At 54.1% G+C, this 14534-nt stretch carries 17 protein-coding genes and 1 pseudogene; 7 read left to right on the top strand and 11 right to left on the bottom strand.

Annotated elements, in window-relative coordinates:
- From AB7F49_RS16430 to tnpB, 5 genes are all read left to right on the top strand, one after another.
- Window positions 1-929, top strand: a 929-nt coding sequence (locus AB7F49_RS16430; RefSeq protein WP_428524173.1) for a branched-chain amino acid ABC transporter permease, incomplete at its 5' end; no start/stop codon positions are given.
- On the top strand, window positions 926-1687 hold the full coding sequence (locus AB7F49_RS16425) for an ABC transporter ATP-binding protein (RefSeq protein WP_428524171.1): 762 nt from the start codon (window positions 926-928) through the stop codon (window positions 1685-1687). The genes AB7F49_RS16430 and AB7F49_RS16425, both read left to right, overlap by 4 nt.
- A complete protein-coding gene (locus AB7F49_RS16420; RefSeq protein ID WP_428524169.1) occupies window positions 1674-2411 on the top strand; it encodes an ABC transporter ATP-binding protein in 738 nt (245 codons plus the stop codon). The genes AB7F49_RS16425 and AB7F49_RS16420 overlap by 14 nt, the downstream gene beginning before the upstream one ends.
- Before the next feature lie 255 nt (window positions 2412-2666).
- Window positions 2667-3107, top strand: a complete 441-nt coding sequence (gene tnpA / locus AB7F49_RS16415) for an IS66-like element accessory protein TnpA (protein ID WP_428524168.1) — start codon at window positions 2667-2669, stop codon at window positions 3105-3107.
- On the top strand, window positions 3104-3460 hold the full coding sequence (tnpB, locus tag AB7F49_RS16410) for an IS66 family insertion sequence element accessory protein TnpB (RefSeq protein WP_428524166.1): 357 nt from the start codon (window positions 3104-3106) through the stop codon (window positions 3458-3460). The genes tnpA and tnpB overlap by 4 nt, the downstream gene beginning before the upstream one ends.
- Window positions 3461-3525: 65 nt before the next feature.
- Here tnpB and AB7F49_RS16405 read toward each other — a convergent pair.
- The 7 genes and pseudogenes from AB7F49_RS16405 to AB7F49_RS16375 form a co-directional block, all read right to left on the bottom strand.
- Window positions 3526-3764 (bottom strand): annotated as a pseudogene (locus AB7F49_RS16405) (IS110 family transposase); the annotation flags it as partial.
- 379 nt (window positions 3765-4143) lie between these two features.
- Window positions 4144-4350, bottom strand: a complete 207-nt coding sequence (locus AB7F49_RS16400) for a DUF2798 domain-containing protein (RefSeq protein ID WP_428524164.1) — start codon at window positions 4348-4350, stop codon at window positions 4144-4146.
- 56 nt (window positions 4351-4406) lie between these two features.
- Window positions 4407-5036: a glutathione S-transferase family protein gene (locus AB7F49_RS16395; protein ID WP_428524162.1), complete on the bottom strand. Its 630-nt coding sequence runs from the start codon at window positions 5034-5036 to the stop codon at window positions 4407-4409.
- A gap of 29 nt (window positions 5037-5065) precedes the next feature.
- A complete protein-coding gene (locus AB7F49_RS16390) occupies window positions 5066-5647 on the bottom strand; it encodes a redoxin domain-containing protein (protein ID WP_428524160.1) in 582 nt (193 codons plus the stop codon).
- A gap of 3 nt (window positions 5648-5650) precedes the next feature.
- Entirely contained in the window at window positions 5651-6520 is an 870-nt protein-coding gene (locus AB7F49_RS16385; protein WP_428524158.1) for a fumarylacetoacetate hydrolase family protein, read from the bottom strand.
- Between the two features lie 6 nt (window positions 6521-6526).
- Window positions 6527-7231: a dienelactone hydrolase family protein gene (locus AB7F49_RS16380; protein ID WP_428524156.1), complete on the bottom strand. Its 705-nt coding sequence runs from the start codon at window positions 7229-7231 to the stop codon at window positions 6527-6529.
- 98 nt (window positions 7232-7329) lie between these two features.
- On the bottom strand, window positions 7330-8469 hold the full coding sequence (locus AB7F49_RS16375; protein ID WP_428524154.1) for a cupin domain-containing protein: 1140 nt from the start codon (window positions 8467-8469) through the stop codon (window positions 7330-7332).
- 174 nt (window positions 8470-8643) lie between these two features.
- On the opposite strand from AB7F49_RS16375, the gene AB7F49_RS16370 reads away from it, so the two are divergent.
- Both AB7F49_RS16370 and AB7F49_RS16365 read left to right on the top strand, forming a co-directional pair.
- On the top strand, window positions 8644-10008 hold the full coding sequence (locus tag AB7F49_RS16370) for an MFS transporter (RefSeq protein ID WP_428524152.1): 1365 nt from the start codon (window positions 8644-8646) through the stop codon (window positions 10006-10008).
- A gap of 175 nt (window positions 10009-10183) precedes the next feature.
- Entirely contained in the window at window positions 10184-10966 is a 783-nt protein-coding gene (locus tag AB7F49_RS16365; RefSeq protein WP_428524151.1) for an IclR family transcriptional regulator, read from the top strand.
- A 14-nt stretch (window positions 10967-10980) separates the two neighbouring features.
- Here the strand turns inward: AB7F49_RS16365 and AB7F49_RS16360 are convergent, their stop codons facing one another.
- The 4 genes from AB7F49_RS16360 to AB7F49_RS16345 all read right to left on the bottom strand — a co-directional run bounded on the left by AB7F49_RS16360 (window position 10981) and on the right by AB7F49_RS16345 (window position 14519).
- Window positions 10981-11442: a MarR family winged helix-turn-helix transcriptional regulator gene (locus AB7F49_RS16360; protein WP_428524149.1), complete on the bottom strand. Its 462-nt coding sequence runs from the start codon at window positions 11440-11442 to the stop codon at window positions 10981-10983.
- Between the two features lie 151 nt (window positions 11443-11593).
- Window positions 11594-12760 carry a 4-hydroxybenzoate 3-monooxygenase gene (locus AB7F49_RS16355; RefSeq protein ID WP_428524147.1) on the bottom strand — a complete coding sequence of 389 codons (1167 nt, stop codon included), beginning with the start codon at window positions 12758-12760 and terminating at the stop codon, window positions 11594-11596.
- Between the two features lie 210 nt (window positions 12761-12970).
- Window positions 12971-13186: a hypothetical protein gene (locus AB7F49_RS16350; RefSeq protein WP_428524145.1), complete on the bottom strand. Its 216-nt coding sequence runs from the start codon at window positions 13184-13186 to the stop codon at window positions 12971-12973.
- A 253-nt stretch (window positions 13187-13439) separates the two neighbouring features.
- Complete coding sequence (locus AB7F49_RS16345; RefSeq protein ID WP_428524143.1) at window positions 13440-14519, bottom strand: LLM class flavin-dependent oxidoreductase; 1080 nt, start codon at window positions 14517-14519, stop codon at window positions 13440-13442.
- Between the last annotated feature and the right edge of the window lie 15 nt (window positions 14520-14534).

The raw sequence follows: 14534 nt of genomic DNA, 5'->3' as shown, positions 1-14534 counted from the left end.
TCTTGGTGCGCTGCGCTCCTTTGGTGGCGCTCGCAATTTACCCCATTTGGGCAGACACCTTCGGCTTACAACTAGTTACGAAGTGTTTGATTTGGGCAATCTTCGCGATGAGCCTTAATCTACTCGTAGGCTTCGCTGGTTTGGTAAGCTTCGGCCACGCAGCGTTCTACGGAATTGGCGCCTATACTTTGATGGTGCTGGCATCGAACTTTGCCGCGATCAACTTTCTTATTTCGTTTCCCATAGCGCTCTCTGTTTCCGGGCTAGCTGCGCTTGCCGTAGGCATCCTAGTACTGCGTAGTTCTGGCATCTACTTCATTATGGCAACGCTCGCTTTTGCCCAGATGTTTTACTATTTCGTTGCTCGCTCGAAAGCGCTTGGTGGATCCGACGGAGCATATGTACATGTCAAACCAACGTTGAATCTACTCGGGCTGTTCTCTGTAAATCTCGCTGACAGCCTCCAGTTCTATTTTTTGTGTCTGGTCCTCACCGCAACAACGTTTGTTCTGCTAGCTGCCATAGCCGCTTCGCTTTTCGGTCGTGTCCTGCTTGCAATCAGAGAAAATGAGCACCGCGCTTTGGCGTTGGGATTTCCGACTTTCCGATTCAAGTTAGCGGCTTTCGTAATTGCGGGTATGCTAGCCAGCATTGCGGGCTATCTCGACGCCGCCCAGTTTGGATTTGTCGCTCCAGAACTATTTAGCTGGCACCAGTCTGGTACCGTTTTGATGATGGTGATCCTCGGAGGGTTGGGCACTCTGTATGGTCCGGTCCTGGGCGCTTTTGCGTTCACGCTTCTTCAACATTATCTGGCCGATCTGACTCAGCATTGGCTGCTCCCAATGGGCATACTAATAATCGCGGTCGCTCTAGCCTTGCCCCGTGGTCTCGCCGGGCTTGCTAGACAGAGGTCTTCCGCAAGATGACGCTCAAGCCTGATTTTTCCGAGCCTCTGCTCCAAGTCGAGCAAATAACAAAGCGATTCGGCGGGCTGCTAGCAGTTGACAGCGTTTCGATGAAATTGTTTCGCGGACAAGTTCACGCGCTGATAGGGCCCAACGGCGCTGGCAAGAGCACACTGGTAAATCTAATTTCTGGAGACACTAGACCCACATTTGGTCGAGTGTACCTTCAAGGTGCAGATATTTCAGGGCTTCCTCTACATGAAGTATCGCAATTGGGTGTTGCGCGATCCTACCAACACCGCAATGTCTTCTTTCACTTCTCAGCCTTCGAGAACTGTCGCCTTGCGGCTCAGTCGAGGCTAGGAAGCTCGATGCGTCTCTTTCGCCCTGCATACAAGTACCAAGGGGTGAATGAAGCAGCGGCTCACGCACTCGATCAAGTAGGGCTGGAACACTTCGACCGCATTGCTGCCACACTCTCGCATGGCGAAATCAGGCAGCTGGAAATTGCAATGTCGTTAGCAACTCAACCGGAGGTTCTATTGCTGGACGAACCTCTGGCCGGCATGGGTGCTGAAGAATCAATGCGGATGATTGAGTTGATTTCGAAACTCGCTCCGCACCACGCGGTGCTTTTGGTCGAGCACGACATGGATGCGGTCTTTCGACTGGCAAATTTACTCACCGTGATGGTCCAGGGCGGCGTGATCGCAAGCGGAGATCCTGCAACCGTAAAGGCCAACCGAGCCGTGCAGGAGGCTTATCTTGGCACAGACTAAATCGACTCCTGACGCAGCGCCCTTCTTGGAAGTCTGCGGACTCCATACGCATTATGGCACGAGCCACGTACTGCGTGGGATTGATATGAAAATTCGGCTTGGGGAAACAATTGGCCTTTTAGGGCGCAATGGCATGGGAAAAACAACGCTTTTGCGCTCCATCCTCGGATTAGTTGTTCCAAGCAGAGGACAAATCGAAATTAATGGCCAGTCAGTAAAAGGAGTTCCGCCGCACTTGATTGCTCGGAAGGGAATTGGATATGTGCCCGAGGGTCGGGGCATTTTCACGAAACTGTCGGTGTACGAACACCTAGAGATGGCCGCGCGACCAGGCGCAAGAGGGCAGCGAGATTGGACCCCTGAGCGCGTTTACGCGTCCTTTCCCCGACTCGCTGAACGTATCAACCACAATGCGAACGATCTCTCCGGAGGCGAGCAGCAGATGCTCTCCATTGGTCGCGCGCTAGTAACAAATCCTGACCTTTTGATTTTGGATGAAGCGACTGAGGGCTTAGCGCCGCTAATAGCAAAGGAGATTTGGTCTATCATCTCTGTTATTCGTCAAAACGGAATCGGCGTCATTGTAGTAGATAAGAACGTCAGCGCCGTATCGAAGCTCGCGGATCGCAATTTGATTCTCGTGAAAGGTTCCGTTGCGTTTGAAGGCGGCAGCGACGAATTGCATGCTTCACCCGAAATCCTACGCAACTTTGTCGGTGTTTAGAGGAGCGATATCGGTGTTCCGGTATCCGACGCTTCTTGACGAACCAAGGGAAGCAGCTCCCGGTCGGCACTTGGCTCAAGGCTCTAAACGCCGAGTCTATCCAATCTGATCGGTCGCAATCGATCCTAGCATCCAAACGACGCTTGAACTCTTCACCACTGACCGCGATCAGAAAGTAAGCGCTGTCCTGACCCCACCTTCTTCTGAGGCCAGCGATGGGCGAGTGTGGTGATCTCTGAACCTGGAGATCGGCTTGTGTCTACGCTTGACCATACGCTTAAGCCAGAGCCGACGGTACGTCGGCTGGAGGTGATCACCGGGACAGGCCGTCGGCGTCAGTTTTCCGAGGATTTCAAGGCGGCGATTGTCGAGGAGACGCTTGCTGCTGATGCCGTTGTTTCGGAGGTTGCCCGGCGACACGGGCTCACCCCGCAGCAGGTATTCACGTGGCGTCGACAAGCCCGCCGGACAGCGGTGTCAATTTCTGGGACGGAGGAGCCGCAGTTCGTACCCGCCGTGGTCGAAGCATCGCTGCCGGCCCGAACAGCGCAACGCGGACGCAGGCGTTCGCGCCGTGCGGAGCGAACGACCGGGATCATTGAGGTTGAGATCGACGGAGTGACGGTTCGGGTCGGCCGCGGCGCCGATATGAAGACCGTGACAGCAGTGCTTCGCGCATTGAAGACGAGCGCATGATCGGGCCGACGGGCTCGGTCCGAGTGCTGGTCGCAACCAAGCCGGTCGACTTCCGCAAGGGTTCCGAGGGTCTGGCAGCGCTGGTGCGCGAGACGATGAAGGCCGATCCGTTCTCGGGTGCAGTCTACGTGTTCCGAGCAAAGCGCGCGGACCGGGTGAAGTTGATCTATTGGGACGGCACGGGCGTGTGTCTGTTCGCCAAACGGCTCGAAGATGGCAAGTTCCGCTGGCCGAACGTGCAGGACAGCGTGATGCGGCTGTCGGCTGCGGAGTTCTCGGCGCTGTTGGAGGGTCTGGACTGGAAGCGGGTTCACGCCGCGCGCGAGACGCCGGCACCGATGCAGCCGGGATGATTGCGACAGAGTGAATCGGCGACAGCCTAGGCGTCGGCTGCGTCGGTCTTGTTGCGCTTGACTTATGGCTTCACGTAAGCGGGCGGCATCAGCTTGATGTCGTGGCCCAGCGACCAGCTCACGCGCCCAGTGGTGGGCGGTTGCGCACGACTCCGCCTACGAGGCATGGAGGCAGATCGTGGAAATAGTCGAGCACTTGGCCGCGCCGCAGCCTCGCCTGGGCGACCATGCGACCTTCCGCGCCCGCCGCGTGCATCTGGAATACTTGCTTGGCGATATCGAACCCGATGACGCAAATATGCATTTTGGACGGCTCCTGCCTTAGTGGACCAACATTGAGCCCACCATGGCACGCCGATTTCGGGTGCAGGGGCCGTCTACCCCATCAACGACCGGCTACGCGATGAATGCCTCAACGAGCACGTGTTTAGCAGCCGCGCGAAGCGCGGCAGATCATCGAAGCATGGAGGATCGACTACCACACCATGCCACAAGTCGAGAGGGATCTTGTCAGCTACCCCGCGGTACAGACGACGTCGTGGATAGCATTCGGCTAGCTCTCCAAGATGGTGGAAAGTGGTTATAACTGCACTTTGAGCCGGGTGTAACCACGCCTGACATGATGACCCGCCATGCTTGGCGAAAGCCACGATACAGCAGGCTATTTCTTCTGATCAGTAAAATTATAGAGTTAGCAGTTTGATGATCGGAGCTGCAAGCACGACAATTGGCAACATCATGAGCCAGGAAAGAAACCACGAAGCAATCCAAGAAACTAGGTGCCGCTCAAACGATACCAACTGGAACGTTGTAATTGCTGACGCAACTGCGCAGGTTAATCCTGACTGAAGTACTCCGTATATGAAGTGGCTATATCGGCGCGGAAACATGACGCGCGGTCGTCCGAAGACGCCTTATTTTTCAATGAATTTCCGATGGAGGCTATTCACAACAACAATGTGTCTTTCTCTCGCTCGAGTACGGCCTTAACGGCTTGCCTCTGAAGCATTCGGTTTTTTAGCTCCGTAAAAGATCTTAGCTCGTGCACAGGAAGCTTAGCTCGCAAGCCCCATCGATAAAATACAAGCGCGTAAGGATCTACCACAGAGTACGTGTCTCCCATAAACCATGTTTTCTCACCTATCAGTTCATCGATTTCCGATAGATTCTTCCAAAAGTTTTCGCGCATCGTGCGCTTCACGTCGTCGTGGTGACGTTCGTCCGATGCAAAAGCGTAAGGCCGCATCACTCCGCGCTGCGATATATGCGGGGTATTTGAGAACCAAGCCATCTGAGAGATGCATTGAGCCTCCCTCAGACTGTCTTCTGGCAAAAGCCTGGCCTCCGGGAACCTCTTTGCAAGATATGTGAGAATGGCAGTATTTTCAGTTACGACCTGATGGTCGATAAGGAGAGCCGGCACCTTTCCTCGGGGGTTGATCGCGAGGTATTCAGGACTCTTCTGCGCATTCTGATTGAAATCTACTGCAGTTCTCTCAAATGGTACGCCAATCTCCTGCAAGGTAATGTGCGATGCCATCGAACACGCGCCGGGACTGTAGAAAAGGTGAATCATGATATTCGCTCGCTCTATTTTGCGCCGAGCTAATCGGGCGCCAGATGAGGCAATTCGGGAAGAAAATTGCCTCGCGCCGGATAATTTCTTCGCTTCACTAAATCGATGGCATCTGCCAGTGCCGTTAGGTCAGGTCTAGCAAAAGGCATCGTTTGCACTGAGGAGTAATATAATTCGCCATTCGACTTTATTATGAAAATGGCAGGCTCGGTAAAGACCGCAGGCTCCTCAATTCCCGCCGCAGTGCTTCCCATGCCCGCAGACAGAAACAGGCCCCACTCCAAGGCAGTCCGCACCGAAAGCCCGAAACCCAATGGTAGATGCGCCAACTTCCAATCTTGCTTAGCCGCACGCGCTCTTTCCAACGAGTCCATGCTGACACAGAATGTCTTTGTACCTAACGTGTCGAAGCGAGGGACCGAACTATCTAGTTCCGCTACGTACCGCGAACAAATCGGGCAATGTAACCCCCTGTAAAAAGCAATCAGGGTAAAGTCACTGACGATCTGGTCACGCAGATCCCACTCGCCGCCTTCGACAAGGGGGATACGCAGCACAGGTGCCGGCATCCGCGGAATCAATCTTGTCGTCGACTCGTGTTGTCCGTCCATCGCTTAGTCCTTCTGAACCAAACTTGCGACGCGAACTTTCATCGAGCCAATATTCTCGAATTCTGCCTCGATTTCGTCACCTGCCGCCACGGGGCCCACGCCGTCTGGAGTTCCGGTTAGGATCACGTCTCCGGGAAAAAGTGGATACATGGCTGATGCGTATTCAATGAGCCGTGGGATGCTGTACACGAGCTCCGAAGTGCACGATTTTTGCCGAATCTCCCCATTAACTTTCAGCGAAAATTCAAGATTTCCTGGGGAGGGTATTTCGGATGTTGTCACGAGCCATGGTCCGAGCACGGTGTAGCTCGCGATTGACTTTCGCCAGCTTGGCAGCTCAGGACCGCGCAATGTCATATCAAGTCCGATGCAGTATCCCGCAACATGGCCCAATGCGACATCGCTCGAAACTCGATCCGCGTGCTTTCCAATTACCACGGCTAACTCGACTTCGTGATCTGTTCGTCGTTCAGGAAATCTGATTTGGATTTCTTCTGAGCATCCGATGACCGAGGTCGTCGACTTGAGGAACAATCCCCAGTCGCCGATCGATGTGATTTTCCGATTTTGTCTTATTTCAGGATCTTCTCGCGCTTCCTTTATGTGCTCTTTGTAGTTTATCGGTGCCGCTATGATTTTAGTTGGATTTGCAATCGGGCTATCAAACTGGACAGAGTCGATAGGCCGAGAGTCGGCACGTTTTATCCTCTCGCTTATGAGTTTTTCCATAACGTCAAGTCGAGAAACAAACTGGTCGCCCGGAGGCAGCGGCCAACGGAACTCAGGCATGTCCTGAAGCACATCGGTAACATCGAACACACGATTTTCGGAGATCACACCTAAGCGGTGATTTTCGAAGCGACCAAGTTTCATTGCGACTCACCGCAAGACTGACAAGAAATCTTGGGTGCGAGAATGAGCCAGCTGTGCAGACTTTTCGTCATACACACCTCCTCGGTCGACGTTTGTGAAGGCGTGGCCGACGTCTGGATACGTGAACACTGTTGCCTTCTTATTCAGGCTCTCTTTGATCTTCGCGACGGCCTCGGGGGGAACAAAATTGTCCTTTTCTGCGAAGTGCAGAAGCATGGGACATGACGAGCTTTCCGCCTTATCGAGATGGGAATGAATGGCAGTGCCATAATAACTGACCGCAGCATCAGGCTTGGCTTGCGCCGCAGCCAAATAAGCTAGCGTTCCCCCCAGGCAGAAGCCCACGACCGCAACCTTTCCATTGCATTCTGGAAGGCGACGCACCGCCTCGATGGCCGAACCGATATCAGCGACACCGAGGTTCAAATCAAACTTACCCATAAACTCCATTGCTTTTTTTCGGTCATCGTCGCTGTAACCGAGATCAACGCCGCGCTCGATCCGCCAGAATAAATCTGGGACTGCAACGATAAACCCGCTCTCAGCAAAGCGTTTGGCCACCGACCGCATGGCGTTATTGATGCCAAATATTTCATGAATCACCACGATTGCTGGCCAAGATTTCGTCGTCGGAGACGCTTTGGGCATTGCGATATAGGCGTCGAACGACTGTCCGCCCTTCGAGGTGACAGAGAGCTGCTGTTCGGACATTTCGGACTCCATTTTAGGTCGCGCGAATCTGATCTACACGGCCTTGCGTGACCGCAGATGGTTGAAGATTGAGAAGTGGGACTGACGACCGCCCGCTCTCAAAACGGCGTTAGATCGATCACATCGCCGTCGCCATTCTTGGCTTGTTCTCTGATCAGACCAGCTTTGGCGATTAGCGGAAAGTCCGTCACCGAATAGAGCACGGCATCTTCTGTGCTTGAGTTGTTGTGATGCTCGCGCCAAATCCAATTTGGCACGACAAATACGTCATTCTTTTCCCACTCCAGCTTCGTATCGCCTACTATGGTGCAACCCGACCCTTCGAGTGCGCAGAAAAGCGAGCTTGTTGTGGTTCGATACGGAAGCGTCTTTTCTCCTGGCCTAAGCAACTGGGCCCGAAAGCTCATGTTCGGCATAACGGGTCCGCCGCTCGTCGGATTGGTATATTCAAGTATGATACCCTCGTACGGGCTGCCGGCCTGCTTACGAAGGCCGTGCAATGCTTCGAGAGTCCGCGTCCATTGGTAATGATATTTTGGAGTGTGCGCGCTACCGCGGCGGTTTTCTTGACCGAACAGTGGGACGAGACCACCGGATCGATAACTGCGGTCTGAGTGACCAGGCTCCACCTTGAGTGTCTGCGTCGCTTTCGGGACTCGCTCACCTGAGTTCGAACCAAAGACCTTCGGCTCTGTGTAGTTGAACTCAAAGTAGCTGCAGTTCACGCTCTCCACAAACGGCAGATCCAGTACATCCATCCATATGATCGGCTCAGTGCCCTCATTACCGTGATCATGCCAGAGCCCGGCGGGCGTGATTATTAAATCACCTCGCTCCATCACGCATTTTTCGCCGTCTACCGTGGTGTACCCACCGCTGCCGCTGACCACAAAACGGCTGGCACTCGGCGTATGACGATGCACTGGAGCCTTCTCGCCTGGGTTATAAAGCTGATACGCACCCAAGAGCGTCTGAGTGACATGATACTTGCGCTCCGGGCCAAGGCCCGGATTTGAGAAAATCAAACCTCTTCGCTCCGCTTGGTCAACAGGCACAACCTTGGATGCCCAAAGCAGGTGAGGATGAATGTCACGCCATTTCCAAATGTAGGGAACGGGAGCGGGCTTGGCTTTGAGGCTCTCGATATCGTCCCGATCGGCCCAAAACTCCACCAAATGCAGCCGCCTCGATTTTTCGGAAAGGCTTGCCTGCTCCCCACTGGCCACAGACTGGTCCATCGAACGCTCCTCCATTTTTTATACATTGTATGATGCATATTACTTATCAATATTGTCAACATCTTTTTGAAAACGCCTCACGATGTATCGGAAAAAGGCACAATTTCCCTGGCTTTCAATCATCTTGATATGTGATATACATATTACAAAATAGAATTGAGTAGGGAGGAAGTCATGGAAAATAGAGTTGTCAACGTACTGGACGTTATAGACCGCGACCCCCTGGGTCGCTTCAGAGTGGTCACAATTGGGCTCTGTGCCATTGTGGCGCTGCTGGATGGCTTTGATACCCAAGCGATCGCCTTTGTCGCTTCGGCTATCGCGCAAGACTGGAAGGTCAATATCGCCACTTTCGGCGCCGTCTTTGCTGCTGGTCTTTTCGGCCTAATGCTCGGAGCCTTGATTATGGGTCCCGTGGCAGATCGTTTCGGACGAAAGAAGATCATCGTGTTTGCCACGGCATGGTTCGGAGCTTGCTCGCTCCTCACCGCTTGGGTGACGGACATTCAAACCCTAGTACTGGTGAGATTCCTGACAGGCCTGGGCCTGGGCGCAGCGATGCCAAACATAATTGCCCTGACTTCAGAGTACGCACCCCGTCACCGATGCACGACCCTTGTCACTTTGATGTTCTGCGGGTTTCCGATGGGAGCGTTGTTGGGGGGCATTGTCAGCGTTAAATTGATCGCGGAATTCGGATGGGGGTCGGTGTTTATAGTTGGCGGCCTCGCTCCGCTCGCTATGGCGATTATTCTTGCAATCTGGCTGCCCGAATCGATCAGATACGTGGTGACGCGAGGCACAGAAGCGAAAACAGCGTGCGAAATCTGCCAAGCAATTCATCGAGAAGGCGTCTACACGCCGCAACATAGTTTCGTATTGGACGAAGAACGCCTAGTGGGCTCTCCGATTAAGCACCTCTTCACTCGTAACAGAGCAGCCGGGACAATCGCACTTTGGGTTGTCTTTTTCAGCAACCTGCTTTTGCTCTATTTCTTGGTTAATTGGCTCCCGAGCGTGTTGCAGAGAGCTGGCATGCCAATCGACCGCGCGATCGTTGGTGTAGTCGCTCTAAATGCCGGCGGAATAATCGGCGGGCTATTGCTCGGAAAGATTATCGACAAGGTGGGGCCATACATGGTTCTAGCTTTGACCTATCTCGCGGCCGCACCACTCGTGGCAGCCATAGGCTTTATCGAATCATTTGGAGGCGTTATCGCCGTCATCCTATGCGCGGGGTTTTGTGTTTTGGGCGCGCAATTTGGCATCAACGCATTGGCCGCAAACTACTATCCGACCCGAATGCGTTCCACAGGTGTCGGTTGGGCTCTTGGTATGGGTCGTATTGGTTCAATCGTTGGGCCGCTTTTGGGTGGCCTTATGATAACGGCACACTGGACAACAGAAATGATTTTTGGCGTAACCGCAGTCACTGCCTTACTCGCTGCCATTGCTGTCTTCGTTATAAGTCGGCTCTCGGTGCGAAGTTGCGGAGAGAGCGATCGGGCCGACCTTGTTGCGGGAGAGATAAGAGCATAACTCGTCCTCCCATCCGCAGATATAGACTGCTGCGCCACCGTCTTTCCGAGACGGTGGCGAGCTGCCGTTGGAGGGATACTTTTTTATACGCCACTTCAGGAGATTATCCCCCTTGCAATCAGGCGAATTTCGTCTGAAAGGAAGGCCTTCGAGATGCAACAATGTTCAGGCTCTAATGACCAAGGGCGCAAAGCTCAGGTTGGGAATCCAATCTGTCGAAGTCGCGACGAAGCTTATTCGGGCGCTGGTTAAGGCGGGTCGGCCAGTCCCTCTTAAGGAGCTTGCTGCATTAGCCGGCATGCCAGCGGGCAAGGTTCACCGATATCTCGTAAGCCTCGTCAGGGTCGAATTGTTCGCGCAGGACACCATATCAGGCCACTATGGCTTCGGCCCGCTCAGCATCACAATGGGACTCAGTGCGATGCGGGGTATCGATGTTATCCATGCTGCATCAGAGCCCCTGATAGAACTCCGCGACGAGATTGATGAAACGGTTATGCTCATCATTTGGACCAAGCAGGGTCCAATGATTTATCGATTTGAGGAGAGCAGCCGTCCCGTTTTTATGAATGTAAGAATTGGATCGACCCTACCGTTATTGAATACCGCCGCAGGCCGCATATTCCTCGCTTATCAACCGCGTAAGCTCGTTTGGCCTCTCGTTCGAAGCGAACTTGAAGCACCGGCCCCCTCAGTAATGCATCTGACCGAAAGCTCAATTTCAGAACTTATTGAAGAAACGAAGCACCACGGCTTAGCAAGTGTTTCCGGCGATCTGCTTCCCGGCATTAGCGCTTTGGCGGCTCCGGTTTTTGACTATCGATTGCGAATTGTGGCAGTAATCGGAGCGTTAGGTAGATCGGAGGAACTCAACATCGAATTCGATGCTCCAACCGCTAAGTCTATCAGACGCGTCGCGAACGAGATTTCACGCAGACTGGGCCACGAACCGGAATAATTATGAGTTGTAGCTTACGAATCAGGAGAATCTATTGTTTGTTCCATGCCAAGGTCTTTAAGCACTAAACGCAATGCTGCCTTCAAATTTTCTAGTTCGGTCTTTTTGAAGCTGCGCGTCGCCTCCCGCTCATCCTCGGTCGCGAGCAACTGAAGCTTGGTAACCCTGCGCTTGCCGGCGCGCGTGATATCAACCAATGTCTTCCTTCGATCAACTGGTGAAGGCCGCCGGCTTATAAGACCCTGCTTCTCCATACGGTCTAATAGCCGCCCCGTTGTGGGCTGATCATAGAAGATGTGTGAAGCGATTGTGCTAACTGTCAAATCGTCTCTTTCTTCGAGCAACGACAGCACCCACCACTCCGCAGCCTTAATTCCTCGTGTCTTCAGGTGACGATGATAATAGCGACGGCCAATACGATGTGCGACCCTCGCCGCCAAATAATGCAGCGACTGATCCAAAAAGCCTTTGGGCAAGAAAAGCGCTCCCAAACTATCGCCGATCGAAAACGCAGTGTGTCGATACAAGGCGATTTGACAAAAAACACCAACTTTCTTACCATAGCGGGTTTGGCAGGGCCGCGGGTAGCAGAACTTTTTTGCAACAAAATCCGGCCGCCATTCACGGTCAATCGAAGGGCAATCCGGTATATTGCTCTGCGAGCGAGGTCTGCGCGGCGGTTGAATGCGCCAGATAGTCGAGCTCGGCGAGCTGGCGGCGACGATCGAACGACACCTCGTTTGGAAAGACGTGGAAGATCTGGGTCATCCACCAGGAGAAGCGCTGCGCCTTCCAGACCCGTTTCAGGCAAGTATCGGAATAACTATCGAGTAAATCGGTCCGGCGCGACCGGTAGAAATCCGCAATCGCGCGCGACAGCATTTTCACGTCGGCGAGCGCCAGGTTCATTCCCTTGGCACCAGTCGGCGGCACGATATGGGCGGAGTCCCCCGCGAGAAACAATCGCCCCGAACGCATCGGCTCGCAGACGAAGCTGCGCATCGCAGTTACGCCCTTCTGCAGAATCTTTCCTTCCTGTAGCTTGCGGGTACCCCCGAGTCGAACGTGCAACTGCTCCCAGATGCGATTGTCTGACCAATTGTTCGCGTCCTCGTCGTAATCGACCTGGAGATAAAGCCGCGCCAGCGTCGGCGTTCGCATGGTGTAGAGCGCAAAGCCGGTCGGGTGATAAGCATAGATCAACTCATCGTCGGGCGGTGGCGACTCCGAAAGGATGCCGAGCCAGCCGAATGGATATTCGCGATCGTAGAAGGTAAGCGCGCCCTCCGGAAAGGTCGGACGGCAGATGCCGTGGAAGCCATCGCAGCCGGCGATGAAGTCGCAATCGATACGCTGGTCCTTGCCGTCATGGGTCAAGGTGATGAACGGCTTGTCGGTGTGACAGTCGTGCGCAGCCGTATTGTCGACCTCGAACAGGATCTGTCCGCCATCGGCCAGCCGCCGGTCGACGAGGTCTTTCACCACTTCCTGCTGACCGTAGACGGTGATGCCCTTGCCAACCAGCTCTCGGAAGTTCACCTGATGGGTGGAGCCGTCGAAGCAGAGATGACTGCCGTCGTGAAACATCGCCTCGCGCTCCATGCGCTCGCCGACGCCCGTTTCGGTGAGCATGTCGGTGGCCCATTGCTCGATCAGGCCGGCGCGGATGCGCTGCTCGATATATTCGCGACTGCGATTCTCGATCACGATCGATTCGATGCCGGCCAGATGCAGGAGATGCGATAGCATCAATCCCGCCGGGCCCGCCCCGAAAATTCCAACTTGGGTCCGCATGCATTTCCTCGGTATTCGTCTTAATGACCGAGGTTGTTAGCCGCCATCGATAGTTCGGCAAAGGTCTATTTGCCGGAAAAACCGTCTATTTGTCCAAATAGATGCGCCCATGCGTTCAGCGATCCAGCTCACCATGGTCTTCGTGTCGGAGCAAAAGATCTTGGGCTCGGACAGCGGGCCGGCTTTGTAGGTAAGTTAGGTCGACATCGCCTAGGGGCCGGCCGGCAGCTTCATGTAGGGATCGAGGACGCGTCGCTCGGATCGGCAGGCCCCAGCTTCTTGTCTGACGGTCGAGTCGAGGCCGATCTTCACCTCGCGGATCGCGCAGCGATACGAGATCAGGTGCGACCAGTAGACGATCAGTCCCTTAAATTCCCCGAACGACAGCGCGGCAATGGCCACGTTCAAGCTGAGCGCAGATATCAAGCTTTTATCCGGAACAGCTCCCGACCAGTCGCCACGATATCAGCGTAGCGGTTATAGAACGTGCCTTCCTGCGCATCGTTGTCGAGTTATCTGATGGGGTTTGGCATTATGCTTCCTTGTGCGTGGATCCAGCCCGTCGAGGAATTTGGGTATCCTTGAATGCGCTGTCGCCGAAATGCCAGAACATTGTGGTCACCGAATAAGGGCCGAGAAGCGTTCTTGTTCGATCGAGCATCCCCCTCTTCTTGGATAACTACCTCCGCAGCAGAGGTAAGACCTGCTCAGCCAGCCTCTTCATCTGCCCAAATTGGTCGGGGGACCCGATAACAAGCTGAAATACGCTTACACCCACATCAATGTATCCCTGTAGTTTCTGCGCGACATCAGTTGGAGTACCCGAAACCGCCCAGCGGTCCACCATATCATCTCCGACGGGGGGACCATGAAAATCGCTTAACTGATCTTTGACGGATTGCCACGCCTTCTGCGGATCATCGTCGACGTTCACGAAACAGTTGAACGCCTTCACCAGGTTTTGTGTTCGACCTTTCTCAGCAGCGTATTTCTTGACCCTCTCCCACTTTTCAATATATTCCGTTGGCGGAACGTGCACGCCAAACCAGCCATCCCCATAATCGACGATGCGCTTGTATGGCCCGAAGATATGTTTGCCGGCGTACTTCTCTTGCCACCCATGGTGTAACGGCGCGCCAGGCTCTTTAGAAAAATAGATACCAGCAGCGATTAGCACCGGCGGCATAACGCTGGGACGCGCGCCCCCGAGAGTCACTTCACTAAACTTGAATAGCTCCCCATGGTACGAGAACTTATCCTCGCTCCAGAGGCGACGCATAATATCCATCGTTTCATCAAAAAGCTTGCTGCGCGCTTCATAAAGCCTCTGAGGATCCAGATTGCTGTCATGCCGAAGTGCCGACAAGGCCTCGAATTCCCGGCGCACTAAAGTCCCCGTGCCGGCGCCGGTTCCAACGCCCAATATTGCACGCCCTTCCGATCCTTCAAAAAGGGTCGCCCACTGCTGCGCCAACATTACGGGGTTACGAAGTTGCGGGGTCAAAATGCCAGTAGCAAGACCGACATGCCTGGTTGCGCCGGCAATCAGCGACAGGACATTCACCGGATCGTAGGCCGCAGTAGTCCGGCGTCCTAAAGGAGCATCATGCACCCATACAGCATCGAAGCCCATAGCCTCAGCTTCTATACCGGCTCTTAGGAGATCGCTCAGCTCATAGGCCTTTCCCGTTATCCCAGTCGTGTTATTGATCGATACGCCGACGATAACGTCGCTGCCAAATCGCTTGGTGGCAGGCATTTTTCCTCCTCGTCG

Source organism: Pseudorhodoplanes sp., assembly GCF_050250235.1.
Taxonomy (GTDB): domain Bacteria; phylum Pseudomonadota; class Alphaproteobacteria; order Rhizobiales; family Xanthobacteraceae; genus Pseudorhodoplanes.
This window is presented reverse-complemented; position numbering and strand designations above follow the sequence as displayed.